Source organism: Corynebacterium sp. USCH3 (assembly GCF_037619475.1).
In the GTDB taxonomy this organism is placed as follows: Bacteria; Actinomycetota; Actinomycetes; order Mycobacteriales; family Mycobacteriaceae; genus Corynebacterium.
The window spans coordinates 415,066-439,627 of the sequence record NZ_JAQPZT010000003.1 but is presented as its reverse complement, the minus strand read 5'-3'; the positions used below and the strand labels follow the sequence as shown (position 1 = coordinate 439,627).

Genomic DNA, 24,562 nt, shown 5'->3' with positions numbered 1-24,562 from the left:
TTGTTCCTCTCTCACATCCGAAAGACGCCGAAGCCGTCGCCGGCCCGGGCGTCCCCACGGTTCTCACGGGGGACCCGGGCGCAGACGCCCAGCGCCATGGCCAGGATCCGACGGGTGTCCGCGGGGTCGATGACCCCGTCGTCCCAGAGCCGCGCGGTGCCGTACCAGCAGCTGGACTTCTCCTCGAAGAGGTCCCGGATCGGCTTCTCGAACTCCTCACGCTGCGCCTCGTCCCAGTCACCGCCCTCCCGCTCGATCTTCGCCCCACGCACCGTGGACAGCGTCATCGCCGCCTGCGGCCCGCCCATGACGGCGACCTTCGCGTTCGGCCAGGTCCACAGGAACCGTGGCGAGTAGGCGCGGCCGCACATGGCGTAGTTGCCGGCACCGAAGCCGCCGCCGGTGATCACGGTGAGTTTCGGCACCCTCGCCGTGGCCACGGCGGTGACCATCTTGGCACCGTTCTTGGCGATCCCGCCCTGCTCGTACTCCTTGCCGACCATGAACCCGGTCGTGTTCTGCAGGAACAGCAACGGTGTCCCCCGCTGTTCGCACAGCTCGATGAAGTGGGCCGCTTTCACCGCCCCGTCGCCGAAGATCACGCCGTTGTTGGCGACGATGCCGACACGGTGCCCCTCGATGCGGGCGAAGGAGGTGACCACGGAGTTGTCGTACTCGGCCTTGAACTCGTGGACGGAGCCCGCGTCGGTGAGGATGCCGATGACCTCCCGTGCGTCGTAGGGTGTCCTGAGGTCGGTGGGGACCACGTCGTAAAGGTCCGTCTGCGGACGTGGGGCCGGTCGTGCCGCGCCGGCGGTCGACACCGCCTCGGCGGACAGTGTGTCCGGTGGCAGGGTGGCGACGATGTCACGGATGCGCTGGATGGCGTCGGCGTCGTCGGCGGCGAGGTGGTCAGTGACCCCCGACACCCGGGAGTGCATGGCGCCCCCGCCGAGTTCCGCAGCGGTGACGTCCTCCCCGGTAGCGGCCTTCACAAGCGGCGGGCCGGCGAGGAAGATGGTGCCCTGCCCGTCGACGATGACGGTCTCGTCCGAGATCGCCGGGACATAGGCGCCACCGGCTGTGCACGACCCCATCACCGCCGACAGCTGCGGGACCCCGGACGCGGACATCCGGGCCTGGTTGTAGAAGATGCGTCCGAAGTGGTCCCGGTCCGGAAACACCTGGTCCTGCTCGAGGAGCATCGCTCCCCCGGAATCGACCAGGTAGATGCAGGGAAGCCGGTTCTGTTCAGCAATCTCCTGGGCGCGCAGGTGCTTCTTCACGCTCACCGGATAGTAGGTACCACCGGAGACGGTCGCATCGTTGGCGGCGATGAGACACAGCCGCCCCTCGACAAGACCCACCCCGGCGACGATCCCCGCGCCGGGGACACGTCCGCCGTACATCTCCTCCGCGGCCAGTGGGGCGATCTCCAGGAACGGACTGCCCAGGTCAAGCAGGGCGTCGACCCGGTCCCGGGGAAGCATCTTGCCACGGGCGACGTGGCGGGCCCTGGCCTCCTCCCCTCCACCACGACGGGCACGGACCAGCCTGTCGCCGAGTTCCTCGACGAGGTCCCGGAAGTCAGGGGTCCCCGTCGTCTGTTCCGTGGGTGCCGTCATCACGTGCCCCTTCTCCGCCGAACCATTGTTGTTCATGTTCCAAATGCTCATGACATGCATTCCCGGGCGAGCTTATATGATGCAGATCACACTGTAAAGAGACCATCGCGGATTCATTTCCCGGAGCTGGAGACAGCAGCACTACACCTGGTAAGACTCCGATGAACCTGGCGTATTTCACGCAATCCCCGGGAGTCGACACGGATTTTGAATCAACAATGATCCAATTTTCAACGCCATGCCACTGCTATCCTCGACCCCATGCCGCATACCCCCCAGCAGGACCGGAGCCGCGAGACGCGCAGGCGACTGCTCGACGCGGCCATCGCCACCCTGACGGAGCACGGCGTCTCCGCCACCACGGTCAGCGCCGTCGCCACCAGGGCAGGTGTCTCCCGGGGTGCCGGCCAACGGCATTTCCTCACTCGAGAGGTACTTATCGAGGAAACAGTGAGCGAGTTCTACGCCAGACTCACCCGGCAGCTCCGGCAGTCCGTGACCGACCTCGGCACCACCCCCGGCGGGTCGTCGACGACACAGGTCCTCGGGATCGTCGTCGACTCGTTCAGCAGTGACTCCTTCCGGGCTGCCCTGCACGTCTGGTCCGCCGCAGCAGGGGCGGAGAGTGGCCTGCGGGACCTCATCGTGTCCGCTGACGCTCGCTATGCCCGGGAGGTCCTGCAACTCATGGCACTCGCCCTCGACGCCGACCTGCTGGACGACTCGAACCGCGAACTGCTGCGCATGACCGTGGACCTCGCCCGGGGCCTCGGCCTGGGCGCGGTTCTCGTGGACAACGTCGGCCACCGTCGTACGGTCATCGACCGGTGGGCCACCATGCTGGACCGGGAGCTACGCCGGAACAACTGACCCCCTGCCCGCCCCCCCCAGAACCCCCTGCTCAGCGCCAGAGCAGCAGGGCGTCGCCCTGGCCGCCGCCACCGCACAGCGACACCGCGGCACGTCCCCCGCCCCGCCGATTCAGCTCGTGGGCCGCGGTGACGACGAGACGCGCCCCGGAGGCACCGATCGGGTGGCCCAGGGAGATGCCGCCGCCGTGGATGTTCGTCTTCTCCAACGGGTAGTCCAGGTCCTTGACCGACTGCACCACCACGGCGGCGAAGGCCTCGTTGACCTCCAGGAAGTCCAGGTCGTCGGCGGCCCACCCCTGCTTGGTCAGTGCCGCCGACACCGCCTGGGCGGGCTGGGAGTGCAGGTAGGTGTCCGGGCCCGCCGTCTCCCCGGAGGCACCGAGTGCCGCCAGGACGGTCAGTCCGTTCTCCTCCGCGTAGGCACGCGTGGTCAGCACGACCGCCGAGGCACCGTCGGAAATCTGCGACGCCGACGCGGCGGTGATCGTCCCGTCCTTCGCGAACGCCGGACGCAGCCCCGCCAGCCCCTCCTGCGTGGTTCCGGGGCGCACCCCCTCGTCGGTGTCCACGACAACCGTCTCGCGACGCTTCGTCACCTCGACCGGGACGATCTCCTCGGCGAACGTGCCGTCACTGATCGCCGCCTCGGCACGCTGGTTCGACAGGGCGGCCACCTCGTCCTGCTGTTCACGGGTGATCCCGCGGTCCGTGTTGCCCTCCTCGGTCTCCACGCCCATGGCCGTGCCGTGCACCGGGTCGGTCAGCCCGTCACGCTCCAGCGAGTCCTGCAGTGCCAGGGAACCGAACTTGGCCCCGGCGCGCACGCCGGCAGCCAGGTGCGGGGCGTTGGTCATCGACTCCTGGCCTCCGGCCACGACGACCTGCGCGTCGCCCACCCGGATCATCCTGGCCCCGTTGATGACGGCGTCCAGGCCCGACAGGCAGACCTTGTTCACGGTCACCGCCGGCGTCGACATCGGCAGGCCGGCGGTGACGGCCGTCTGCTTCGCCGGGTTCTGTCCCGCCGCCGCCTGCACGACCTGGCCCATGTAGACGTAGTCGACGGTCTCCGGCGACACACCGGCCTTCTCCAGGGCGCCGGTCAGCGCCACGGCACCGAGCTCCACCGCAGACTTCGACGCCAACGCACCGAGCATCCTGCCCTGCGCGGTACGGGCGGCACCGACAATGACGATGTCATCAGGGGACGGGGACGGGGCATGGTTGGACTGAGTGGACATGATGGTTGCTGCACCTTTCACCGGGAACGGGTCTCAATCCTCCATTATGTGTCAGAGGACACCACAGGGGTGGGGTTCCCGCACTTTTCGCCCCCCTGGAGCCACCCGCCGGGCCACCCCGACGTCCGACGTGGTTAGGGTCGTGGGCATGTCTGCATCCGGTCGCACCGCCACAGTGGTCGGCTCCGGTCCGAATGGACTGGCCGCCGCACTTGTCCTCGCCGAGGCGGGTGTCTCCGTGACCGTCGTCGAGGCGGAGGACTCCCCCGGCGGAGGCGTGCGCAGTGCTGAGCTGATGCACAGCGGCGTGATCCATGACCTGTGCTCGGCCGCACATCCGTTAGCCCAGGTAAGCCCCTTCCTCCGCGACCCGAGGTTCGGCCCCGCACTCCGTCACCGGGGGCTGCGGTTCGCCCCGGCGCCGCTGGACATGGTCCACATCGTGTCCGACGACCGCGCGGGTGTCCGTTCCGCCGCCCTGCACACGTCACCGGCGGTAACCGGTGAGCAGCTGCCCGGGCGGGACGGCCGGGTATGGGAGGCGTCCTTCGGCGCCCTGTCCGCCCGGGCCGACCTGATCGCCGATGAGTTTCTCGGCCCAGTGCTCCACCTCCCCCGCCATCCCCTGCTCCTCGCCGGGTTCGGGGCAGGCGCCGCTCTTCCGGCGTCCTGGTCGTGGCGTCGGTGGCGCTCCGAGGAAGCCCGGGCACTGTTCGCCGGCATCGCCGCCCACGCGTTCACCCCGCTGCACCTTCCCGCGTCATCGGCCGCCGGTACCCTGCTGACGGTCGCCGGGCACCGTCACGGCTGGCCCGTCGTCGTCGGCGGATCCCGCCGCATCGCCGACACCATGGTGGAGGAGCTCCAGCACCGCGGCGGCACGACGGTCACCGGCTCCCGCGTCACGGACCTGTCCCAGGTCGGTGACACCGACATCGTCCTTCTCGACACCTCGGTCGACACTGCCGCCGGGATTCTCGGTGGCCGGTTGCCCGGTCGGACCGCACGCGCCTGGTCACGGTTCCGCCACGGCCCGGCCGTCGCGAAGATCGACTACGTCCTCGACGGAGACGTCCCCTGGACAGCACCGGACGCCCAGTGTGCCGGCACCGTACACCTGGGCGGCCGGGCCGAGGAGGTCGCTGCCGCGGAGAAGCAGTGCTGGGCGGGGACGTTGCCGGACCGGCCTTTCACGCTCGTCGGGCAGCAGTACCTCGCCGACCCGTCACGGAGCAGGACGACGGGCGGACGCACACTCAATCCGCTGTGGGCCTACTCCCACGTCCCCGCCGGGTGGGACGGTGGCACCCGGGACACCTTCGAACTCGTCACCGCCCAGATCGAACGTGCGGCCCCGGGTTTCCGCGACTGCGTCGTCGACTGGGTCGCCTCTCCCCCGTCGGCGGTGGAGGAGCACAACGCCAACTACGTCGACGGCGACATCTCCGGTGGAGCCAACGACCTGCTCCAGCTGGTCGCACGGCCGCGCCTGAGTCCGGACCCCTACTCCACCGGCGTGCCCGGGGTGTACCTGTGCTCGTCGTCGGCGGCGCCCGGCGGCGGAGTGCATTTCATGTGCGGGGTCCGGGCGGCACAGCGGGCACTGCGGGACCTGGGCGATCTGTAGCAGACCGCCCTTCTGCGCACGTGCCCGGGCAAAAGTCTGTTCCCGTGCACGCTACATGCGCGTGGCAGTGCACGGGAACAGACTTCTCCCCCTGTGATGCGGTCAGTTGCAGCCAACCGGCTCAGTCGGTCGGGCGCAGCCCGTAGGTCAGCACCGCGTTGCCGGTGGACGTGCTCGACTCGTTCAGCAGTCTCAGACGGGTGGTGGGCACCGTGTCGTCGAAGAGATGGCGTCCCGTTCCGGCGATGACCGGGTGGATCGTCAGCGTCAGCTCGTCGATGACCCCGGCGAGGAACATCGTCCTCACGGTGGTGATCCCGCCGAGCACAGCGATGTCGCCCCCGTCCGTCTCACGCAGGTTCCGGACGTAGTCGACCGGGTCTCCGGTGATCAACGTACTGTTCCACGGGAGTCCGTCGGGGTGCCCGTCGCCCAACGTCGAAGAGACGACGTGCTTGCGGACCGGGTTGACCCAGGCGGCGAAGTCGTCGGTGTCCTCGCTCTGTCCGGCATTCGGCCAGTACTGCGACCATTCCGTCCAGAGTTGCCGGCCGATGACGGCGTCGGTCACCGGCGTGATGTGGGTGTCCATCGCGACGCCGTCCTCCTCCCCGAAGGCGTCGAACTGCCAGAGGTGAGGGTCCTCGACGACACCGTCGAGGGAGTGGAAGAGATGGGCGATCGTCTTGCGGCTCATGGCACGGTCCTTTCACCGTGGGCCTCCCCGGGTGGGAGGTCCGTCATTCATAAGACGGGGCAGCGACCCGAAACTCATCGGTCCGGGACGGGAAAACTCTCCGGAACATTCTCCGGGACATTCTCCGGGAGACCGAGCTCCGCGAACACTCCTGACCCCATGAAGTGCGTCAGTCCGGTGATTCGTCCGTCCCGGACGTCCAGGACGTGGACGGCGAAAGGGGCCCACAGCTCCCCGCCCGTGGAGTGGTACACCGCGACGGCCGGCTGGCCGTTGACGGATGTCCGGATGGTGCGGGAGTTGCGGCACACCTGACCCGGACCGCTCCACCACTGCTCGATACTCCGGCGCCCCCGCAGCCACAGGGTGAACGGGGGCATCGTGAAGGACGCGTCCTCCGCCAGCAGGCCCACCAGCGCATCGACGTCGAAGGCCTCGAAGGCGCTCACGTACCTACGCAAGAGGTCCTCGTCGAACGGGGTACCGGACTCCGGCTCCGCAGGGACGCGGGTCCTGAGTGTGGCCCGGGCCCGGGCCAGGGCCGAGTTCACCGAGGCGACCGAGACCTCGAGCAACTCCGCACACTCGGAGGCGCGCCAGGCCAGGACGTCGCGGAGGATCAGCACCACGCGCTGGCGGGGCGGCAGGTACTGCAGTGCCGCGATGAACGCCAGCCGAACCGTCTCCCGGCGTACCGCCGCATCGGCCGGGTCGTCCGCGAGGTTCGTGGTCGCGATGGGTCCGACCCAGGTCATCTCCGCCGCGGTCGCCAAGGAACCCGGATCCGTCGGCACCACCCCCGGGTCGGAGAGGTCGACGGGCAGACTTCGTCGTTGCCTCGATCTGCTCATGTCGAGGCACACGTTCGTGGCGATGGCGTACAACCAGCGCCGGAGCGACGACCGGCCCTCGAACCCCTCCCTACTGCGCCACGCCCTGATGAGCGTCTCCTGGACCGCATCCTCGGCCTCCGCGTGGCAGCCGAAGAAACGGTAACAGTAGACGACGAGTTCGGCGCGGTAGGTCTCCGCCGTCGTCCCCAGAGCGTTGGACCGGGTCATGTCCGCATGATAGCCGCGGCGAAGGTTGGCGGGCAGGCACACTCAGTGCGCGAAGTGACGCTCTCCGGTGAGGTACATCGTCACACCGGCCGCGACAGCCGCGTCGATGACCTCCTGGTCACGCACGGAACCGCCGGGCTGGACCACGGCACGGACGCCGGCCTCGGCGAGGGTCTCGAACCCGTCGGCGAAGGGGAAGAAGGCGTCGGACGCGGCGACCGAGCCGTCGGACCGCCTGTCGTCACCGGCCAGGGTGTTGGCCCGCTCGACGGCGATCTTCACCGAGTCGACACGGTTGACCTGCCCCATACCCACTCCCACCGTGGCACCGTCCTTCGCCAGCAGGATGGCGTTGGACTTCACCGCGCGCACGGCCCGCCAGGCGAACTCCAGCTCGGCGAGAGTGGAAGCGTCGGCGGCATCACCGGCGGCCAGCGTCCAGTTCGCCGGGTCGTCGCCGGGGGCGTCGACCAGGTCGCGTTCCTGCACCAGCACGCCGCCGGAGATCTCGCGGTGCTCCACAGCACCCGCCTTCACCGGCGGGGTGGTCTGCAGGATGCGGATGTTCTTCTTGCGGCTCAGCACCTCCACGGCACCGTCCTCGTAGCCCGGAGCGACGATGACCTCGGTGAAGATTCCGGCGACCTGCTCTGCCATCTCGACGGAGACCGGACGGTTCACCGCGATCACACCGCCGTAGGCGGACACTGGGTCGCAGGCGTGGGCGGAACGGTGCGCGGAGGCGACATCCCCGGCGACAGCGATACCGCAGGGGTTCGCGTGCTTGATGATCGCCACACAGGGACGCTCGTGGTCCCAGGCGGACCGCCAGGCGGCGTCCGCGTCAGTGTAGTTGTTGTAGCTCATGGCCTTGCCGTGGAACTGCTCGGCGTTCGCGAGGCCACCCTCCTGTCCGGGTGCGGTGTAGACCGCGGCGGCCTGGTGCGGGTTCTCGCCGTAGCGCAGGGAGTGGACGCGCTCGTTGACCTGACCGATCCACTCGGGGAAGCGGGCGTCCTCACTCTCACCGTCCTCGATCTGTGCGGTCATCCACGACGCCACGGCCACGTCGTAGGACGCGGTGTGCCGGAACGCCTCGGTGGCCAGACGGGTACGTGCAGCCCGGTCGAAACCGCCGGCCGCGACAGCTGCCAGCACGTCGTCGTAGGCCGCCGGGTCGACGACGACGGCGACGGACGGGTGGTTCTTCGCCGCGGCGCGGACCATGGACGGTCCTCCGATGTCGATCTGCTCGACACAGGCGTCGAAGTCGGCGCCGGACGCCACGGTGTCGGTGAACGGGTAGAGGTTCACCACGACCAGGTCGAACGGCTCCACACCGAGTTCCTTGAGCTGGGCGAGGTGGTCGTCCTTGCGCGTGTCGGCGAGGATACCGGCGTGCACCCGCGGGTGGAGGGTCTTCACCCGGCCCTCGAGACACTCGGGAAACCCGGTGAGCTCCTCGACACGGACGACCGGAACACCGGCGGCGGCGATGGTCGCGGCCGTCGACCCCGTCGAGACGATCTCCACACCGGCCTTGTGCAGGCCGGTGGCGAGGTCCTCCAGCCCGGTCTTGTCGTAGACGCTGATCAGAGCGCGGCGGATGGGGCGGGTGGTTTCAGTCATTGATCCAGGCCTTTCGTCCTTCGATGGAGTAACCGCTCTCCGCGGTCTGGTGGAGTACCTCGACGATCAAGGCACGTTCGACGGTCTTGATCCGCTCGTGGAGCGTCTCCTCCGTGTCCGCCGGCGTGACCGGCACGGCACGCTGGGCGATGATCGGTCCGGTGTCCACCCCGTCATCGACGATGTGGACGGTGGATCCGGTGAGTGTCACCCCGTACGCCAGGGCGTCCGCCACGGCATGGGCGCCGGGGAACGAGGGCAGCAGCGCGGGATGGGTGTTGATGATCCTGCCACGGAACCGGTCGACGAATCCCGCGCCGAGAATGCGCATGAACCCGGCACTGACGACAACGTCGGGGGAATAGGTGGCGATCTCGTCGGCGAGACGGACGTTCCACCCCTCCCGGTCGTACCCGCCTACCCGGTCCGGGTTGTAGTCCACCCGGAACACCGGAAGCCCCCCGCGGTCCGCCCGCTCCAGTGCCGCACACGCCCGGTCCGAGCCCACCGCGACGATCTCGACGGTTGCGGGCAGGTCATCGATCATGGCCTGCAGCAGCGTTCCGCTGCCAGAGGCGAGCACGACGATCCGGAGGGCATCACCGGTACGGCGGACGGAACAACGCGACGGTGCGGAGGGACGCACAGCATCCTCTCCGGCTGAGTCACCGGACGGTGCGGGGGTTACGGGCTCACTCACGGTGAGTCAGCTTACTGTGTCGACCCGTCATCCTCGACGTCGGTCTCCTCCGGGTCAGGGTCCCCTGTGTCCGCCGGGTCCGCCGGGTCCGCCGGGTCCGCCGGGTCCGCCGCATCCTCCGCTTCGGCTTCTTCGGTCTCTTCAGTCTCTTCGGTCTCTTCGACCTCATCTGCCTCATCTGCCGCGACGCCGTCCGCCGTGCCGTCGCTGGCCTCGCTGTCGTCCGCTGTGCCGTCGCTGGCCTCGCTGTCGTCGGTGCCTTCGGTGTCGGTGTCTTCGGCTGGCTCGTCGCTGGCCTCCGGTTCCGCGGTCGCTTCGAACTCCTCCATACCTTCCGGCTCGTCCGGCTCGTCCAGCTCATAGCCCGCAGCCTCCGTGACCTTCGCCCCCTGGCGGGAGACCCAGGCGAAGACGACGACGGCCGGCACCACGATCCAGCAGGCGAACACCAACGGTGTCAACCACAGCAGCGGGCCCGCTGAACCGTAGACCCCCAGCGTCCCGCCCGCCGCAAGGCTCACCAGCAGCCCCAGGATTCCCGCCGCAACCCCTGCGCCGAGTGCAGTGAACACCGGTGACTCCACGAATGACCGCACCGTGAAGAAGCGGTAGACGATGACCAGGGCGACAGCGGCAGGCACGGTCAGAAGGAACTCACCGAAGGGGAGACCCGAATGCGGCATCGCCGCCAGGACGGGCAACGGGGGCAGGTTGGCGTTGGTGACCGCGAACAGGGAAGCCGAGGCATCCCCGAGATGCATCTCGCTGCCCATCAGGACCCCAACCGCGCCCACCGCGAGGTTCGGAAGGTACAGCACAGAAAGCACGGTCAAGCCGATCCGACCCCAGGCATCCGGGGCGATCGAGTAGGCGTCCGCCGCCACGGACACGTTGAGCACGAGCTGGAGCAGTACTGCCACGAGGCCGACGACAAGCATCCACCGTACGAAACTGCCGGCCAGCCTGGCAGACTCGACCGGCCACGTCGGCAGTCCGCGTCGCAGAAGCAGTGCCCGCCAGATCTTCGGTCCCAGCCCCAACACGAAGACGACGCCGTTGAGAAGGGCTGTCGACAGTAATGCCACCGCAAGATTCGGCGGGGACACCGCAAAGACATGGGACGCGTCCCAGAGGGCCAGCCACGCGAGCACCGTCAACACCATCGGCACCGTCACGGCCAGGACGGCGAAGACCCGGATATTCCTGACCGTGATCTGCGACCCACACGCCGCGCGGATCCGTCGCGAATGGACGACCACGATCAGCGCGGCCGGAAGCAGGGGGACGATGCCGAGTTCCGCGCCAGCGAAGCCGACCGGCGCCAGGTTGGCGACCATCCAGAAGGACCCCACCATCGCCGGCACCGCGGTGAATGTCTCACCGATACCGATGATGACGGCCAATGCGACGGCGACCGCCACGGTGACGGCGTGACTCACCAGCACTGTCGGAGCGAAGCGTCGGATGTGCGGCCCCCAGAGTGCCCACCAGGAGGACAGACGCCCCCGGATCCCGTGGCCTCCGCCGGTGACAGCCGCCGTCTCGGCCGGGGCACCGGTGGCGGCACGGGCCGCGGCATCGGTCCCCCGGGACGGGACCCTCCCGTTCTCCCCCGCCACGAACCGCTCTCCACCGGTGGCCGAACCGGCCGTACCACGGCCGGAGTCCCGGCGGCGAGCGTCCGGGCCCCGGCGGGTTTCCCGTCGTGGCCGTTGTCGTCTCGAAGTCGGTCGCTGGGATTCGTTACTCACCTGTCCCATTGTGCACAAGACCTCACGACTCACCGGGTAGGCACGCCCGCCCGGGAGCGTTACATCACACCTACCCCCGTCACACCCGTCACAGACCGCCCGTGACCTCGACGTTATGAAAACGAGACCGTTAGCGTCCCCCTCAACGTCCACGATCGCCGATATAGATTCGTGACCTTTTTCGCGAAGTGGCTTGCCAGAGGCGGTGCGTGCCGATAGAGTTGCCACTCGTTGATAACGATCCGGTCACAATTTGAGACCGATCAGATGACGGCACGACCGCAAGACTACGGAGAGGTTCACAGAGAATGACTGTTGCACGGCGAGGCGGGTCCCACCGCAAGCTGGACACCGCTGCAAAGCGCCGCATGGCGTTCGTCGCAATCGCCGCCACCGGCGTTGCCGCGGCAGGAGCCACCGGAGCCGGCGCCGCCACCGTGCACCAGGCGTCCGAGGACAACGGTCAGAACAACGGGGACATCTCCCTGGCCTCCAACACCGAGGTCCTCGCCCAGGGTGCCGAGGGAAGCGCCGCCGGCGCCGACGTCGAGACCGCTGCCGCACAGATCCTCGCACTGCCGCAGTCCACCCAGATCGAGAACCTGTCCGGGCAGCTGTCCAGCGCCCTGGAGTTCGACGCGGAGCGCGCCGCCGCCGACCTCCTCTCCCGCGCCCCCGAGGTCGTCAAGCCCGCCGAGGGCAGCTACACCTCCCCCTTCGCCATGCGCTGGGGCACCATGCACAAGGGCATCGACATCGCCAACGCGATGGGCACCCCCATCGTCGCCGCCATGGCCGGCACCGTGATCGACGCGGGCCCCGCCTCCGGATTCGGCAACTGGGTCCGCATCAAGCATGATGACGGCACCATCACCGTCTACGGACACATGTCCACCATCGACGTCACCGTCGGCCAGGACGTCCAGGCCGGCCAGAAGATCGCCGGCATCGGCAACGAGGGCTTCTCCACCGGCCCGCACGTCCACTTCGAGGTCTACCCCACCGAGGGCAACGCCGTGGACCCCGTGCCGTGGCTGCGCGAGCGGGGCGTCGAGATCTAGTTCCTCCCCCGTCATCAACACCGGGTCGCAACCCGCTGTCTGACCGTTCCCCGGCCGGACAGCGGGTTTCTCCGTGTCCGGCGGGTTCTCCCGCTCCCCCTGCCTACAGTTTCTCCATCGGCACACCGCCGATGAGCATCAGACGGACAGTCCCGTTGGAGCCGAAGTCGATCATCACGGTGGCACGCACACCTTGGCCGTCGACGCTCTTGACCGTGCCCAGCCCGTACTTGTCGTGGTTCACCCGGTCGCCGACCTCGAGCTCGAGCTGCTTGCCGGACGAACGGAGCGCCCCGGACGAGCGGGACGGGGCCGACGAGCGGGACGACGGCCGGGACGGGGAACCTGCTGAGGTGCTCCGGTGGGAAGCCCCCGACGACCGGCCTGCACCGAAGCTCGTACCGTCGGCGTAACCGCCTGACGATCCCCAGCCGTCCGACCAGGCCGGCGCCGGCTCCTCCCGGATCCAGTCAACGAGCTCGCCGGGTACTTCGCTGAGGAAGCGGGACGGCGGGTTGTTCTGCGGGGTCCCCCAGCTGGACCGTGTCATGGCGCGCGTGAGGTAGAGCCGCTGCCGGGCACGCGTGATCCCCACGTAGGCCAGTCGGCGTTCCTCGGACAGCTCGGTCGGGTCCCCGAGCGCCCTCATGTGCGGGAACTGCCCGTCCTCCCAGCCGGTCAGGAAGACCACCGGGAACTCCAGCCCCTTTGCGGTGTGCAGTGTCATGAGGGTGACCATGTCCTGGTCCTCGGCGGGAATCTGGTCGGCGTCGGCGACAAGACTGACGCGCTCCAGGAACGCCTGCAGGCTCCCCGGCTCCGGCTCCCCTTCAGCCAGGACCGCGTCAGCGTCATCGGCGCCGTCGACGCCGTCGGCGTTCTCGCCGGCGTCCTGCGCCGACGAGGAACGTGAGGGCATCGCCTCGTAGGCAGCGAGGTTCGCCGCCTCCTGCGAGAACTCGTGCCCCACCGACACCAGCTCATTGAGGTTGTCCAGGCGGGTGCCGTCCTGCGGGTCATTGGACGACTCGAGCTCCGAGGCGTACGACGTGGCCTCCAGCACCGCACGTACGATGGCCCCCACGTCCGGGATCCCCAGTGACTCCCCGTCCGAGGTGCGCATCAGCGCCGACTCCGTCTCCGCCCGCAGAGCGTCCATCATCTCCAGGAAGCCGCCGATGGCGTTGCGCCCCCGTGCACTGAGCCCGGGGACCTCACCACGTCCGGCCGCCGCCAGCCCGCCGGCGAAACTCACACCGATGTTCTCCGCGTGCACCCGGACCTGTGACAGCGCCCGGTCGCCGATCCCGCGCCGCGGGGTGTTGATGATCCGCCGCAGCCCCATCGTGTCGTCCGGGTTGTCCAGCACCTTGAGGTAGGCGACAATGTCGCGGATCTCCTTGCGCTCGTAGAAGCGTGTACCGCCGACGACACGGTACGGCAGCCCGGAACGGACCAGGACGTCCTCGACCACGCGGGAGGAGTTGTTCGTCCGGTACATTACCGCGATGTCCCCGTAGGACGCGTCGCCACGGTCGACGAGCTCATCGATGGTCTGGGCGATGAACCGTGCCTCGTCGTGCTCGTTGTCAGCGACGTAGCCGCCGATCAACGCCCCGTCCCCGGAGTCGGTCCACAGGTTCTTGTCCCGGCGCCCCTGGTTCCTGGCGATCACCGCATTCGCGGCGGACAGGATGTTCTGGGTCGACCGGTAGTTCTGCTCCAGGAGGATCGTGCGGGCATGCGGGTAGTCGCGTTCGAACTCCTCGATGTTGCGCACGGTCGCCCCCCGGAAGGCGTAGATCGACTGATCGGCGTCACCGACGACGCAGAGTTCCCCGGGATCGTCAGTACCGACCAGCGTGGACACCAGGACATACTGCGCGTGGTTGGTGTCCTGGTACTCGTCGACGAGGATGTGGCGGAACCGACGCCGGTAATGGTCGGCGACACCCCGGTTGTTCCGCAGCAGACCGACGACCTCGCCGATGAGATCATCGAAATCCACCGCGTTGGCCTGGCGCAGGCGGACCTGGTAGTCACGGTAGACCTGTGCGATCGCCTCCCGGTGCCGGTTGCCGTCCTCCTGTGCCTCCCGCAGCGCGTCCTCCGGCCCCTGCAGCTCATTCTTCCAGTTCGAGATCACGGTGAGCACGGCCCGCGGGGCGAACTCCTTGGCGTCCAGGCTCCGGTCCCGGAGGATCATGGTGACCAGACGCTTCATGTCGTCGGAGTCGTAGATCGTGAAATTCGAGTTCAGCCCGTCGACGAGCTGCGCATTGGCCCGCAGGATCCGCACGCACACCGAGTGGAAGGTGGAGACCCACATCCGCTCGGCTGCCGGCCCCACCAGGCCGCCGATACGCTCACGCATCTCCGCGGCAGCCTTGTTCGTGAACGTGATCGCCAGGACCTGCCAGGGCGCGACGCCACCTGCCAGCAGCCAGGCGATGCGGCGGGTGAGCACGCTGGTCTTCCCGGAGCCCGCGCCGGCGACGATCAACAGCGGTGAACCCGAGTGTGTGACCGCCTCACGCTGGGCGGGATTCAACCCCTCGAGCAGCTGGTCACGGGTCTGGGTGCTCATCACCCTGCCCGGCGCGGAGCCACCGCCGGAGGTGACCGACCGACTGTGTCCGTCCTGCGGTCGATCCCCGACCGTCGGCAAGGGGGCCAGGTGTGACGCGGTTCTCGCCATCTCGGCCAGCACCGCCGCCGCGTCCTCCGGGGGTTGGTCGTCCTCGTCGGGCGGCGGTTCCCACAGGCCGACCTGACCGTCCCCCGGCTCCGGGGACGGTTCCTCGGGGAGCGGGATCTGGTCGAAAAGGTCGGATTGGCCCGGATTCACTGTCGCGTTCTCCTGTCGGTAGGGGTCATGTTCACCCTACAACCCCGTACGGACGTAGAATCATGCCCATGACCAACGACATGGAGTTCTCCAGCGGGACCGATGATCCGTTGTCCGACGCCCAGATCCAGGATTACCGTAAGGAGATCAACGAACTGGACCGGACGATCATCGAGGCGGTCAAGCGCCGTTCGGAGATCTCGAAGCTGATCGGACGGACGAGGACGGCCTCCGGCGGAACGAAACTCGTGTACTCCCGGGAGACCGCGATCCTCAACCAGTTCCGTCATGAACTGGGCCCCGAGGGCATCGCCATCGCGAACTCACTCCTGCAGCTCGGCCGCGGCCGTCTCGGAGCCTGAGCCGCCGACCATCCGCACCCCCGAGGCGTCAGGCCAACCGGAAGCCGGCGCCGACCCCGCCGGCGGCGTTCATCTCCGCGGCGACCGCGTCCCACGTCACCGCCAGCACCGGCGAGTGCACCGGCCCCTGCAGCGGGGTACGGCACGACGGCAGACCGGCGAACCCTCCGCTGAGCAGTCCCACGAGACGACCGCCCGCGTACACCGGTGCCCCCGAGTCGCCGTGGGAGGCGCACAGGTGCACACCGAACCCTGACTCCGAGGTGGCGACGGCGGGGCCGCAGGAGGTGCCGGTGGCGATGCCGGTCTTGCAGACCTGCGCGCCCGCCGCCGGCAGCGGCCCGCCCGCGCTGCCGAGCACGGTGTTGTAGGAACTGGTGACCTGCGCACGGTCGTTGAGCAGGATGACGCCGTTGTCCACCGCCCCGCTGCGCTGGAACGTCCCGATCACCGTACCCTCGGGGTCGTCGGCGGAGCGGACCTCGTCGCCGGCGGTCCCGCAGTGTCCGGCGGTGACCGCGACCGCATTGCCGGCATCGTCGTACCCGGCGGCCGTGGTGGTACACACCGACGGGCCGACGATCAACGGTGTCGAAGGCCCCACCAGGATCGACGGACGGGCGTCCACGGCCGCAGCGGGGACACCGGGCGAGGTGAAGTACTGCCCCTCGAGACGGTGGGGACCGGGCTCGCCGGTGGCGGTGAGCACGTCGTCGACGACCCGGTCGACCGTGGGCAGGGCCTGGGCGGCCGGCGCCACGGCGGCTCCGGCGAGAGCGGTGGCCACGGTCGCAACCGCGACGACGGCCAGTCTGTGCAGGGACCGGATGAGCATCTCGACCACTTCTTCCCGTGACTCTTCTCGGAGGGTTCTTCTCCTGCTTGCGCCCCCGGTCCCCGCGGGGAGGAAACGCCACGTCAGTTTCTTCCGCAAGCTTATCCTCCGGAACCCACTCGACGGGGCTGAACCCGCCGTCACCTGCCCCGCGGCCACCCCCGGTGCAGCCTCCCGGACGGTGGGACCACCGGACGAGAACCCGGAGGGTGACTGTTTATGCCCGCTGGAGTGGGTAATCACATTCACATGACCATATAACCGTTGACTTCCCACATATTCCCACAGATACTGGGGACATGTACGCGCCACAACGGCAGGACGTGATCGCCGGGGAGATCCAGGACCACGGTGGAATCTCGGTGTCCGAACTCGCCGAACGGTACGGGGTCTCCGCCGAGACGATCCGGCGTGATCTCGACGCACTGGAACGCCAGCAACGGGTGACCCGTGTCCACGGTGGCGCCGTCCCCTTCCGCGTCCACAGCGGCAACGAGAACACCGTCGCCCTGCGCGCGTCGTCCTCCCAGGACGCCAAGTCGGCCATCGCCGCTGCCGCAGCCGCGTACTTCCCTCCGTCCGGAGGATCGGTCATCGTCGACTCCGGAACCACGACCTCGCTGCTCAGTCCCCACCTCGCCGAACGCCCCGACCTCACCGTCGTCACAAACTCCGTGCTCCTGGCATACCAGCTGTCCCTGCAGGTCCCTGCAGCCGTGCCCCACCGGCTCCACCTGGTCGGCGGTCGGGTCCGGGGCATCACGCAGTCCGTCGTCGGCCCCGAATCCGTCACCTCACTGCGCGGACTACGTGCGGACGTGGCTTTCCTCGGTGCCAACGGGATCACCGCGGACTTCGGTTTCTCGACACCCGACCAGGCCGAGGCCCAGACCAAACACGCCATGACCGAGGCAGCCCGAAGACGCATCGCACTGGTCGACCAGGCGAAACTCGGCGAGGAACTGCTCTGCTCCTTCGCCACCACCGCCGACATCGACCTGCTCATCACCGATGCCCCACCGGACGACCCCGTCATCCTGAGCCTACGACAACAAGGAATGGACGTGATTCACACGTGATCATCACCGTCACACCCAACCCCAGCATCGACCGCACCCAGCGGTTGCCCGCGCCGCTGGACGTCGGCGGGGTCAACCGGGTCGTCTCCGGCACCGACCAGGCCGGCGGCAAGGGTGTCAACGTCGCCACCGTCGCCCACCACGCCGGAGAGGACGTCATCGCCGTCGTCCCGTCCGACTCCACCGGCGACTTCGCCGAGCTGCTCCGTGACGGCGGCGTCCCCGTAAGGTTCGTCGGCGGCGGGGCGGTCCGGGTGAACCTCACCCTCAGCGACGCCGACGGTGTCACCACCAAGATCAACTCCCCCGGCGACTCGTCCACCGACGGACGTGGGTTGGCCGATGCCGTCGACCAGCTGCTCTCCGAGGTGACCGGCCGCGGTGTCCCCGGACCGCACTGGCTCGTGCTCGCCGGCTCCCTGCCGCCGGGGTTCCCCGACGACTGGTACGCGAGGATGACCGCCACCGCCCACGAACAGGGTTTCCGCGTCGCGGTCGACACCTCGGACGCCGCACTGGCGGCACTCGTCGACCTGTCGGACCGGAATCCGGCCGCGGCCCCCGACCTGATCAAGCCCAACTCCCACGAACTGGCGCAGATCGTCGGCGGTGACGGGGACGCCATGGAACAGGCGGCCGGCGAGGGCGATCTCTCCGCCATCGTCGACGCGGCCACCGCCCTGCTCGACCGTGGCTTCGGCGCCACCCTCGTGTCCCTCGGGGCCGCCGGTGCCCTGCTCGTCACCCGTGGTGGGGACACCGACGCCCTGTTCTGCCCGAGCCCGCGCGTCTCCGCGGTGTCCACCGTCGGTGCCGGCGACTCCACACTCGCCGGGTACGTGATCGGTGCCGTCCGGGGTGAGGACGCGGCGGGACGCCTCGCACTCGCCGTCGCTCACGGATCCACCGCCGTCACCCTGCCAGGGACCACCCTGCCCCGACCCGAAGATCTTCCCACCACCCTTCCCGAAGCAAGGAGTGTATGACCATGACCACGCCACCCCCCACCACACCGGGCGGCCCAGAAGGCACCCCGGAAGATCGTCCGGTGATCATCCCCGAGCTCGTCTCCCTCGACGCCGACATCCCGGCTGAGAAGGAGGCGGTGCTCACCGAGCTCGCCGAACTCCAGGTCAAGGCAGGTCGGGCGTCGGAGACCACCCGGCTGCTCGCCGACATCCACGCCCGGGAGGAGAAGGCAGCCACCGGTCTGCCCGGCGGCATCGCCATCCCCCACTGCCGCACCACCGCCGTGGAGGAACCGTCCCTCGGATTCGCCCGGCTGAAGACCCCCACGGACTTCGGTTCGGACGAGACCGACGACCAGGGGAAGCCGCTGGGCACCGACCTGGTGTTCATGATCCTCGCCCCGGAGGGCGCCGGCAGTGCGCACATGAAGGTGCTGAGCACGCTGGCCCGTGCCCTGGTGAAGAAGGACTTCGTGGCGTCTCTGCGTGCGGCGCAGTCCGAGGAGGAGATCGTCTCCCTCGTCACCGAGGTGCTGAACAGGAAGAAGACGAAGAAGCCTGCCACCGCCGCGCCCGCAGAGACGCCCACGGCCGGCGGGCACGTCACCGCAGCTCCGAGTGAACCGGCAGCCCGTGTCGTCAAACTCGTCGGGGTCACGTCCTGCCCCACCGGCATCGCCCACACCTACATGGCCGCCGACGCACTCACCCAGGCCGCCGACGCCCGCGAGGATGTCGAACTCGTCATCGAGACCCAGGGATCCTCCGGCGGCGACAAGCTGACCCGCGCCCAGATCGACGAGGCCGACGCCGTCATCTTCGCCCACGGGGTGGGGATTCGCGACATCGAACGTTTCGCCGGTAAACCCGTCGTCGACGTCCCGGTCAAGAAGGGCATCTCCGAGCCCGACGAACTCATCGACCGCGCGATCGACGCTTCCACGGCCGAGAACCCGCGACGGGTCTCCGCCACCGGCGGCGGCTCGGGCGGCGACGACGAGGATGACGCCGACGTCAGCTGGGGTCGGCGTATCCAGCAGTCCATCATGACCGGTGTCTCCTACATGGTCCCGTTCGTGGCCGCCGGTGGTCTGCTCATGGCCCTCGGCTTCGTCATCGGCGGCTACAACGTCGCCAACGTGTGGGACGTCGTGGTCCAGGACTACTCGCTGTGGAACCTCCCGGCGCACCTGCCGTACACCCTGGACGGCTCCGAGATCGAGTTCACCGACCGCTCCGGCATGCTGCTGTACCTCGGCGCCGTCTTCTTCGGCGGCGGTACCACCGCCATGAGCTTCCTCGTCGCCGCGCTGTCCGGGTACACCGCCTACGCCCTGGCGGGACGGCCCGGAATCGTGCCCGGTTTCGTCGGCGGTGCCGTGTCCGTGCTCGTCGGTGCGGGCTTCATCGGAGGTCTGGTCACCGGTATCATCGCCGGGCTGGTCGCGATGTGGATCCAGTCCTGGAAGGTCCCCCGCTGGCTCGGTTCGATGATGCCGGTGGTGATCATCCCGCTGCTGGCCACCCTGGTCACCGCCGCCTCGATGTTCCTCGTGCTCGGACGGCCGCTCGCCGCCCTGATGGAGGCGCTGCAGAACTGGTTGGGCGACATGTCCGGCTCCTCGGCGGTCATCCTCGGCCTGATCATCGGCCTGATGATGTGCTTCGACCTCGGTGGCCCCGTGAACAAGTCCGCCTACCTGTTCGCCACCGCCGGCCTTTCCACCGGTGACACCGCCGCTTTCCAGGTGATGGCCGCCGTCATCGCCGCCGGTATGGTGCCGCCGCTGGCACTGGCACTGGCGACGACGGTCCGCCCGAAGATGTGGACCACCGACGAGAGGGAGAACGGCAAGTCCTCCTGGCTGCTCGGTGCGTCCTTCATCTCCGAAGGCGCGATCCCGTTCGCCGCCGCCGATCCGCTCCGCGTCATCCCCTCGATGATGGTCGGTGGCGCGGTCACCGGTGCCCTCTCCATGGCCTTCGAGGTCGGGAGCCGGGCTCCGCACGGTGGTATCTGGGTCATGCCCCTGATGGAGAACTGGTGGGGCTTCATCATCGCGGTCGTCGCCGGCATGGTGATCTCCGCCGTCACCGTGATCGTGGTCAAGCAGGTCACCACGAAGAAGCCGGGGGATCCTGCTTCCGGGTCGGCAGACTCCGAGCCCAAGGACTCAGCGCCCGCCTCCGTCTGACGCCTCGAGCCCCGCGCTCTCTGACACCCCCGTCACAGGGTGGTTGTGGACCCTCCAGACCACCCAGGGACGGGGGTCTCGGACGTTCAGGGGCCTCAGGCCGGATGTCCGTCGACCGTCATCGTGCCGTCCCGGCCTACCCGGACGTCGGCGGCGAAGGCTGCGGCGAAATTGATCCGCTGCCAACTCCCCACCTCACGGCCCGTCGCCGACTGGTCGTCGAGCGGAAACCCTGCCGGCAGCGCCGTCGCCGCCAGGACACGGGCACGCTGGCCCCAGCTCAACCCGGGGAAGGCGTTCACGAGGAGTTCGGGGGCTCCCCGGGGGACGGTGAGGGCTGCATCCGACGACCCGACGCGACCGAGACCGTGGGACATCCGGTCGGTGAATTCCGCGACCGCCGCATCCGTGCTGCGGTACGGGGTGTCACCGGCGACAGCGTCGGCCAGCGACATTCCCGTCCGCCACTCCAGTTCCGCCCGCAGCTCCCGCCCTGCCTGTACGAGCACCTCACGCATCCGCGGGTCATTCCAACGGTCGGCGGCCGCGGCCTGACCCGTCATCCGGCCCCCGATGACGTCGAGGGGGTAGTGCACGCCCATCACCATGCGGTTGTACCCCGCCTCCGCACCGCGGGCCAGCAGTTGCGGGGCCAACTCCGGCAGCAGGACGGCCAGCAGCGTGGTCGTCCAGCTCGCCTGGTTCGTGTGCCCCGAGGGGAACGCCGCAGACCCCCCGAGGTCGTAGAGGTCCTCATTTCCCCCACCGGTGTGCCTGACGATCCTGTCGGGGGCGACGACGAACGGCCGGTCGTAGTTGAAGATCTCCTTCTCGATCAGCGTGGAACTCGCGAGCCCGCCCGCACGGGAGAGGTAGCCGGAGTCCATCAGTGCCCGGGTCTTCGGCAGCCTGTTCTCCTGCAATGAGGTACGCAGGGCCTGTCCGAGGTCCTCCCCGAACGCGTCGGACAGCGCGGAGAGCAGGTCACCGTCGTCGGCGGCCGCGTCCACCTGGGCGCGGCGGACGGTCTCCGGACCCGCGCCGTTGTTGACCTTCACCACGGTGTCGAGGCTGTCCTGCATGACCTCGGGGTGGTTGCTGCGCAGGTCATCGAAACTGCTAACGACGTCGTAGTAGATTCCGCCGCCGTAGGAGCTGATGTCGGAGACGTACCAGCCGTAGTCGGCCGGGGCGAGTGGTTCAGGGACCGGTGCCCCGGCGTGCTGCACCGGCGGCAGGGTCGCAGGCAGGTACTCCCCCACGGCGCCTGCCGTACCGACAGCCTCGGCCTGCGCCGGTGCCACCATGCCTCCCGCAGCGACCACCGCCGCGAGGGTCGTCACCGTCATGTGGTGGATGGTCTTCCTGGTGGCGGATGAAGTCACTGATTCTCCTCGGTATCGTCACGGACGTCCTTCGCGCCGACGTCGCGGCCACGTCCATCTGTGGACACGGGGAGAATAGGGCCTTGTGGTGTCCGTCACGTGAACGCTGGGTGGACTCAGGGCAAAAGTACCTCAGTTGCGTCACCCTCCGGCATAAACTCGTCACGGCACCACCCAGACGAAAGGACGGCCATTCTTGTCGACCACGGTGATATCTCTCCTTCTGCTGGGGTCACTGGCCGCGGGGTGGGTGGACGCGGTGGTCGGCGGAGGCGGACTGATCCTCATCCCCCTGGTGATGATCCTCAATCCCGGCATGTCCAACGCCCAGGCGCTGGGCATCAACAAGGTCGCCGCCGTGTTCGGCACCGCGAGTTCGGCGGCGGTGCTGACGCGCAGGGTCCCCTCGGCGTGCCGGGCCCTGCGCTACGCTCCACTGGCGCTGCTCGGATCCGCCGGTGGTGCGCTGATCGCGTCCTCGGTGGACAAACAGGTCATGCGTCCGGTGATCATCGTCCTGCTCGTCGCCGTGGGCGTCTTCATCCTCCTCCGCCCGTCCTTCGGACAGGACGGTGGTGCCGCCGGGCGGGGATCACCGGCACCCCGTGCCCGGACGTTCCTCGCCCTCACCGCGGTCGTGGGCGGGATCGGTGTCTACGACGGCGCTTTCGGCCCCGGCACCGGGCTCTTCCTCATCCTCAGTTTCACCACTCTGCTGGGCGGCGACTTCATCACCAACGCCGCCTGGGCGAAAGTCATCAACGTGTTCACCAACCTCGGCGCCCTCGTGGTCTTCACGATCCACGGCGAGGTGCTGTGGCTCCTCGGCCTGGCGCTGGCGGTGACCAACGTCATCGGGGCCCAGATCGGCGCACGGATGGTGATCGGACGTGGCACCGGGTTCGTGCGCGTGGTCATCCTCGTGGTGGTCGTGGCGATGTCCGCGAAGCTCGGCTACGACCAGTTCCTCGGGTGACTCGGCGGCACACAGAAAAGCAGGCCACCGGATCCCTCCGGTGACCTGCACTTTCTTTCCTAGTAGCGGGGGCTGGATTCGAACCAACGACCTCTGGGATTTAATCTTCGATTTGAAGGCATTGCAGGTAGAGCCATATAAACGTGCTGCTCATAGCTACTATATCCCTAGTTCTCGCTACCCATAGATACCCATGGTTACTCGTGGTTGTGGGGGTTAGGAGAGTAGGTAAGAGAGTAGCTACTCTCCTACTCTCCGACGGCCCTGAGGTGGCGCGACGTCCTGTCGGTGGCTGCGGTCACCATGGAGGAAAGATCAACGGAGCGATCCGAGTAGTTGGAGTGATTGACGTCCTCGCCGTGACCGAACCACGCGGCGCGGATGTGCGCGGGCAGGTGGTTGTAGATCATGTTCAAGGTTGTCCGCCAGCCGTGAGACCTGAACTCGGTCTCCATGATCGGAATCGACAGCTTCTCCGCCAGCTCCTTGTAGAGTGCACGCACCTGCTTGTCCCGGTTGGACTTGTCCCACACCTTCGACGGGTCGGACGGTGCACCGATGACGTAATGGTCCTTGGCCGCATTGTCGCGGCGGTCGCGGATGCGTGCGGCGACACGCTCGTCGAGGATCGTCACGGTACGCCCCTCACCCGTCTTGGACTTGTCCTCGGGAATGTAGACGTTGACCCCACCCTGCGCGTTGTCCTTGACCTCGCGGGGTTCGATGGTGCAGGCCTCGGTGATCCTTAGTCCGGTGGTGGCCTGCAGCAGCGTAGCGTCGATGGTGTTGCGCCGCATGGCGATGCGGTCAGCCAGCGTGTAGGGGCCGCGCTTGGGCTTGACGGCCCCCTCGGCGGGGTCGATGGCCAGCAGGTGAGCCAGGACTCGGTCGTAGTCGGCTTCGGACAGGGCGTGACCTCCGGAGGGTTTCTTGGTCGTCTTGACGACCCCGTAGTCGATGGTCATGCCCGCCAAGGGGTTCTCGTGCTTGCGGATGAGTCCGTGGCGGATCAGCTGCTTCATCAGGTGCTTTTCGAGGACGTTGCGCATCTGACGTGCGGTCTCCGAGCCGTGGAGGCGGGCCACTTCGAGGACGCAGGCTTCCAGCCGAATGAAGGCGTCCTGGTGGTGTGTGATGTCGTGCAGCGTACGGCCGGCCAGGGAGGCCGGGTGGTCGTGACGGGTGCACTCCCCCACCGCGTACTGGATGACGGCGAGGTAACGGGCCCGTGAGCTGTCGCGCAATCGAGCGTCGTTCTCGATGGAGGGAGTACTGACCTTGTCGATGAACTCGGTGACCTTGGAGGACGGGGTCCAGGTGGCGTGATCGCGTCCGATGGTCAGCTCAGCGGCTTTGGCACGGGCCTTGGCCAGGGCCTCCCCCTTGGTGGCTCCCTGGTGGCGATAGGGCTTGGACTTGCCGCCGTCGTAGGGCCAGAAGCGCCAGCGGATAACCCAGCTGCCGTCAGACTGACGGACGGGGTTGGAGTCGTCGATGGAATTGTAGCCGGGTTCATGGGTCTCTCGCGGCATGGTGATCCTCTCGTGTCCGTGCTGGTGGTGATATGTACAGAGTACCAGATACGGTGGTTTGTTTTCGGGTATACGCTTGCGGGTAAGCATGAGCATCTGTAGTCTGAAATCAGAATGG

Annotated in this window: 19 protein-coding genes; 8 read left to right on the top strand and 11 right to left on the bottom strand. The window is 68.2% G+C overall.

The annotated features are described in order from the left end of the window. Positions 1-11 precede the first annotated feature (11 nt). Complete coding sequence (locus PQI66_RS08190; RefSeq protein WP_339997689.1) at positions 12-1,625, bottom strand: carboxyl transferase domain-containing protein; 1,614 nt, start codon at positions 1,623-1,625, stop codon at positions 12-14. Positions 1,626-1,886: 261 nt separating this feature from the next. Between PQI66_RS08190 and PQI66_RS08185 the strand changes: the two genes are divergently transcribed. Next, positions 1,887-2,495 (top strand): TetR/AcrR family transcriptional regulator, encoded by a 609-nt coding sequence (locus tag PQI66_RS08185; protein ID WP_339997364.1) that lies wholly within the window; start codon positions 1,887-1,889, stop codon positions 2,493-2,495. 31 nt (positions 2,496-2,526) lie between these two features. On the opposite strand, the gene PQI66_RS08180 is transcribed toward PQI66_RS08185, so the two are convergent. After that, positions 2,527-3,738: an acetyl-CoA C-acetyltransferase gene (locus PQI66_RS08180; RefSeq protein WP_339997363.1), complete on the bottom strand. Its 1,212-nt coding sequence runs from the start codon at positions 3,736-3,738 to the stop codon at positions 2,527-2,529. Positions 3,739-3,886: 148 nt separating this feature from the next. Here PQI66_RS08180 and PQI66_RS08175 point away from each other — a divergent pair, with 148 nt between their 5' ends. After that, positions 3,887-5,365: a phytoene desaturase family protein gene (locus tag PQI66_RS08175; RefSeq protein WP_339997362.1), complete on the top strand. Its 1,479-nt coding sequence runs from the start codon at positions 3,887-3,889 to the stop codon at positions 5,363-5,365. Positions 5,366-5,486: 121 nt separating this feature from the next. Here the strand turns inward: PQI66_RS08175 and PQI66_RS08170 are convergent, their stop codons facing one another. The 5 genes from PQI66_RS08170 to PQI66_RS08150 form a co-directional block, all read right to left on the bottom strand. Next, positions 5,487-6,062, bottom strand: a complete 576-nt coding sequence (locus tag PQI66_RS08170) for a dihydrofolate reductase family protein (RefSeq protein WP_339997361.1) — start codon at positions 6,060-6,062, stop codon at positions 5,487-5,489. 74 nt (positions 6,063-6,136) lie between these two features. Continuing rightward, a complete protein-coding gene (locus tag PQI66_RS08165; RefSeq protein WP_339997360.1) occupies positions 6,137-7,123 on the bottom strand; it encodes a sigma-70 family RNA polymerase sigma factor in 987 nt (328 codons plus the stop codon). 42 nt (positions 7,124-7,165) lie between these two features. Then, on the bottom strand, positions 7,166-8,752 hold the full coding sequence (purH, locus tag PQI66_RS08160; RefSeq protein WP_339997359.1) for a bifunctional phosphoribosylaminoimidazolecarboxamide formyltransferase/IMP cyclohydrolase: 1,587 nt from the start codon (positions 8,750-8,752) through the stop codon (positions 7,166-7,168). Beyond that, positions 8,745-9,398 carry a phosphoribosylglycinamide formyltransferase gene (gene purN, locus PQI66_RS08155; protein ID WP_339997688.1) on the bottom strand — a complete coding sequence of 218 codons (654 nt, stop codon included), beginning with the start codon at positions 9,396-9,398 and terminating at the stop codon, positions 8,745-8,747. Before purN ends, purH begins: the two co-directional genes overlap by 8 nt. 65 nt (positions 9,399-9,463) lie before the next feature. Next, positions 9,464-11,071 (bottom strand): cell division protein PerM, encoded by a 1,608-nt coding sequence (locus tag PQI66_RS08150; RefSeq protein WP_339997358.1) that lies wholly within the window; start codon positions 11,069-11,071, stop codon positions 9,464-9,466. Between the two features lie 440 nt (positions 11,072-11,511). On the opposite strand from PQI66_RS08150, the gene PQI66_RS08145 reads away from it, so the two are divergent. Further along, complete coding sequence (locus PQI66_RS08145; protein ID WP_339997357.1) at positions 11,512-12,264, top strand: M23 family metallopeptidase; 753 nt, start codon at positions 11,512-11,514, stop codon at positions 12,262-12,264. A 103-nt stretch (positions 12,265-12,367) separates the two neighbouring features. On the opposite strand, the gene PQI66_RS08140 is transcribed toward PQI66_RS08145, so the two are convergent. After that, positions 12,368-15,112, bottom strand: coding sequence for a UvrD-helicase domain-containing protein (locus PQI66_RS08140; protein ID WP_445228013.1), 2,745 nt, complete (start codon positions 15,110-15,112; stop codon positions 12,368-12,370). A gap of 68 nt (positions 15,113-15,180) precedes the next feature. Here PQI66_RS08140 and PQI66_RS08135 point away from each other — a divergent pair, with 68 nt between their 5' ends. Next, complete coding sequence (locus PQI66_RS08135; protein WP_339997355.1) at positions 15,181-15,474, top strand: chorismate mutase; 294 nt, start codon at positions 15,181-15,183, stop codon at positions 15,472-15,474. 28 nt (positions 15,475-15,502) lie between these two features. On the opposite strand, the gene PQI66_RS08130 is transcribed toward PQI66_RS08135, so the two are convergent. Beyond that, the gene (locus PQI66_RS08130) at positions 15,503-16,309 is read right to left on the bottom strand and encodes a S1 family peptidase (protein ID WP_339997353.1); all 807 of its coding nucleotides are present in this window, start codon (positions 16,307-16,309) and stop codon (positions 15,503-15,505) included. 299 nt (positions 16,310-16,608) lie between these two features. Here PQI66_RS08130 and PQI66_RS08125 point away from each other — a divergent pair, with 299 nt between their 5' ends. Genes PQI66_RS08125 through PQI66_RS08115 form a run of 3 tightly spaced genes read left to right on the top strand, consistent with a single transcriptional unit; the run spans position 16,609 to position 20,551 of the window. Beyond that, the gene (locus PQI66_RS08125) at positions 16,609-17,388 is read left to right on the top strand and encodes a DeoR/GlpR family DNA-binding transcription regulator (protein ID WP_339997352.1); all 780 of its coding nucleotides are present in this window, start codon (positions 16,609-16,611) and stop codon (positions 17,386-17,388) included. Then, a complete protein-coding gene (locus tag PQI66_RS08120) occupies positions 17,385-18,374 on the top strand; it encodes a 1-phosphofructokinase family hexose kinase (RefSeq protein ID WP_339997351.1) in 990 nt (329 codons plus the stop codon). Before PQI66_RS08125 ends, PQI66_RS08120 begins: the two co-directional genes overlap by 4 nt. 2 nt (positions 18,375-18,376) lie before the next feature. Further along, positions 18,377-20,551 (top strand): PTS fructose transporter subunit IIABC, encoded by a 2,175-nt coding sequence (locus PQI66_RS08115; protein WP_339997350.1) that lies wholly within the window; start codon positions 18,377-18,379, stop codon positions 20,549-20,551. A 95-nt stretch (positions 20,552-20,646) separates the two neighbouring features. Here PQI66_RS08115 and PQI66_RS08110 read toward each other — a convergent pair whose 3' ends face one another. Next, positions 20,647-21,900 (bottom strand): acid phosphatase, encoded by a 1,254-nt coding sequence (locus PQI66_RS08110; protein WP_445228018.1) that lies wholly within the window; start codon positions 21,898-21,900, stop codon positions 20,647-20,649. A 232-nt stretch (positions 21,901-22,132) separates the two neighbouring features. Here PQI66_RS08110 and PQI66_RS08105 point away from each other — a divergent pair, with 232 nt between their 5' ends. Further along, positions 22,133-22,912, top strand: a complete 780-nt coding sequence (locus tag PQI66_RS08105) for a TSUP family transporter (RefSeq protein WP_339997348.1) — start codon at positions 22,133-22,135, stop codon at positions 22,910-22,912. 248 nt (positions 22,913-23,160) lie between these two features. Here PQI66_RS08105 and PQI66_RS08100 read toward each other — a convergent pair whose 3' ends face one another. Further along, positions 23,161-24,444 (bottom strand): tyrosine-type recombinase/integrase, encoded by a 1,284-nt coding sequence (locus PQI66_RS08100; RefSeq protein ID WP_339997347.1) that lies wholly within the window; start codon positions 24,442-24,444, stop codon positions 23,161-23,163. Positions 24,445-24,562: the final 118 nt, after the last annotated feature.

Coding starts and splice junctions, on each gene's coding strand:
- PQI66_RS08180 (WP_339997363.1), bottom strand. CDS start 3,738: ATGTCCACTCAGTCCAACCATGCCCCGTCCCCGTCCCCTGATGACATC.
- PQI66_RS08100 (WP_339997347.1), bottom strand. CDS start 24,444: ATGCCGCGAGAGACCCATGAACCCGGCTACAATTCCATCGACGACTCC.
- PQI66_RS08125 (WP_339997352.1), top strand. CDS start 16,609: ATGTACGCGCCACAACGGCAGGACGTGATCGCCGGGGAGATCCAGGAC.
- PQI66_RS08130 (WP_339997353.1), bottom strand. CDS start 16,309: ATGCTCATCCGGTCCCTGCACAGACTGGCCGTCGTCGCGGTTGCGACC.
- PQI66_RS08115 (WP_339997350.1), top strand. CDS start 18,377: ATGACCACGCCACCCCCCACCACACCGGGCGGCCCAGAAGGCACCCCG.
- PQI66_RS08110 (WP_445228018.1), bottom strand. CDS start 21,900: ATGACGGTGACGACCCTCGCGGCGGTGGTCGCTGCGGGAGGCATGGTG.
- PQI66_RS08135 (WP_339997355.1), top strand. CDS start 15,181: ATGACCAACGACATGGAGTTCTCCAGCGGGACCGATGATCCGTTGTCC.
- purH (WP_339997359.1), bottom strand. CDS start 8,752: ATGACTGAAACCACCCGCCCCATCCGCCGCGCTCTGATCAGCGTCTAC.
- PQI66_RS08185 (WP_339997364.1), top strand. CDS start 1,887: ATGCCGCATACCCCCCAGCAGGACCGGAGCCGCGAGACGCGCAGGCGA.
- PQI66_RS08165 (WP_339997360.1), bottom strand. CDS start 7,123: ATGACCCGGTCCAACGCTCTGGGGACGACGGCGGAGACCTACCGCGCC.
- PQI66_RS08175 (WP_339997362.1), top strand. CDS start 3,887: ATGTCTGCATCCGGTCGCACCGCCACAGTGGTCGGCTCCGGTCCGAAT.
- PQI66_RS08145 (WP_339997357.1), top strand. CDS start 11,512: ATGACTGTTGCACGGCGAGGCGGGTCCCACCGCAAGCTGGACACCGCT.
- PQI66_RS08190 (WP_339997689.1), bottom strand. CDS start 1,625: ATGACGGCACCCACGGAACAGACGACGGGGACCCCTGACTTCCGGGAC.
- PQI66_RS08170 (WP_339997361.1), bottom strand. CDS start 6,062: ATGAGCCGCAAGACGATCGCCCATCTCTTCCACTCCCTCGACGGTGTC.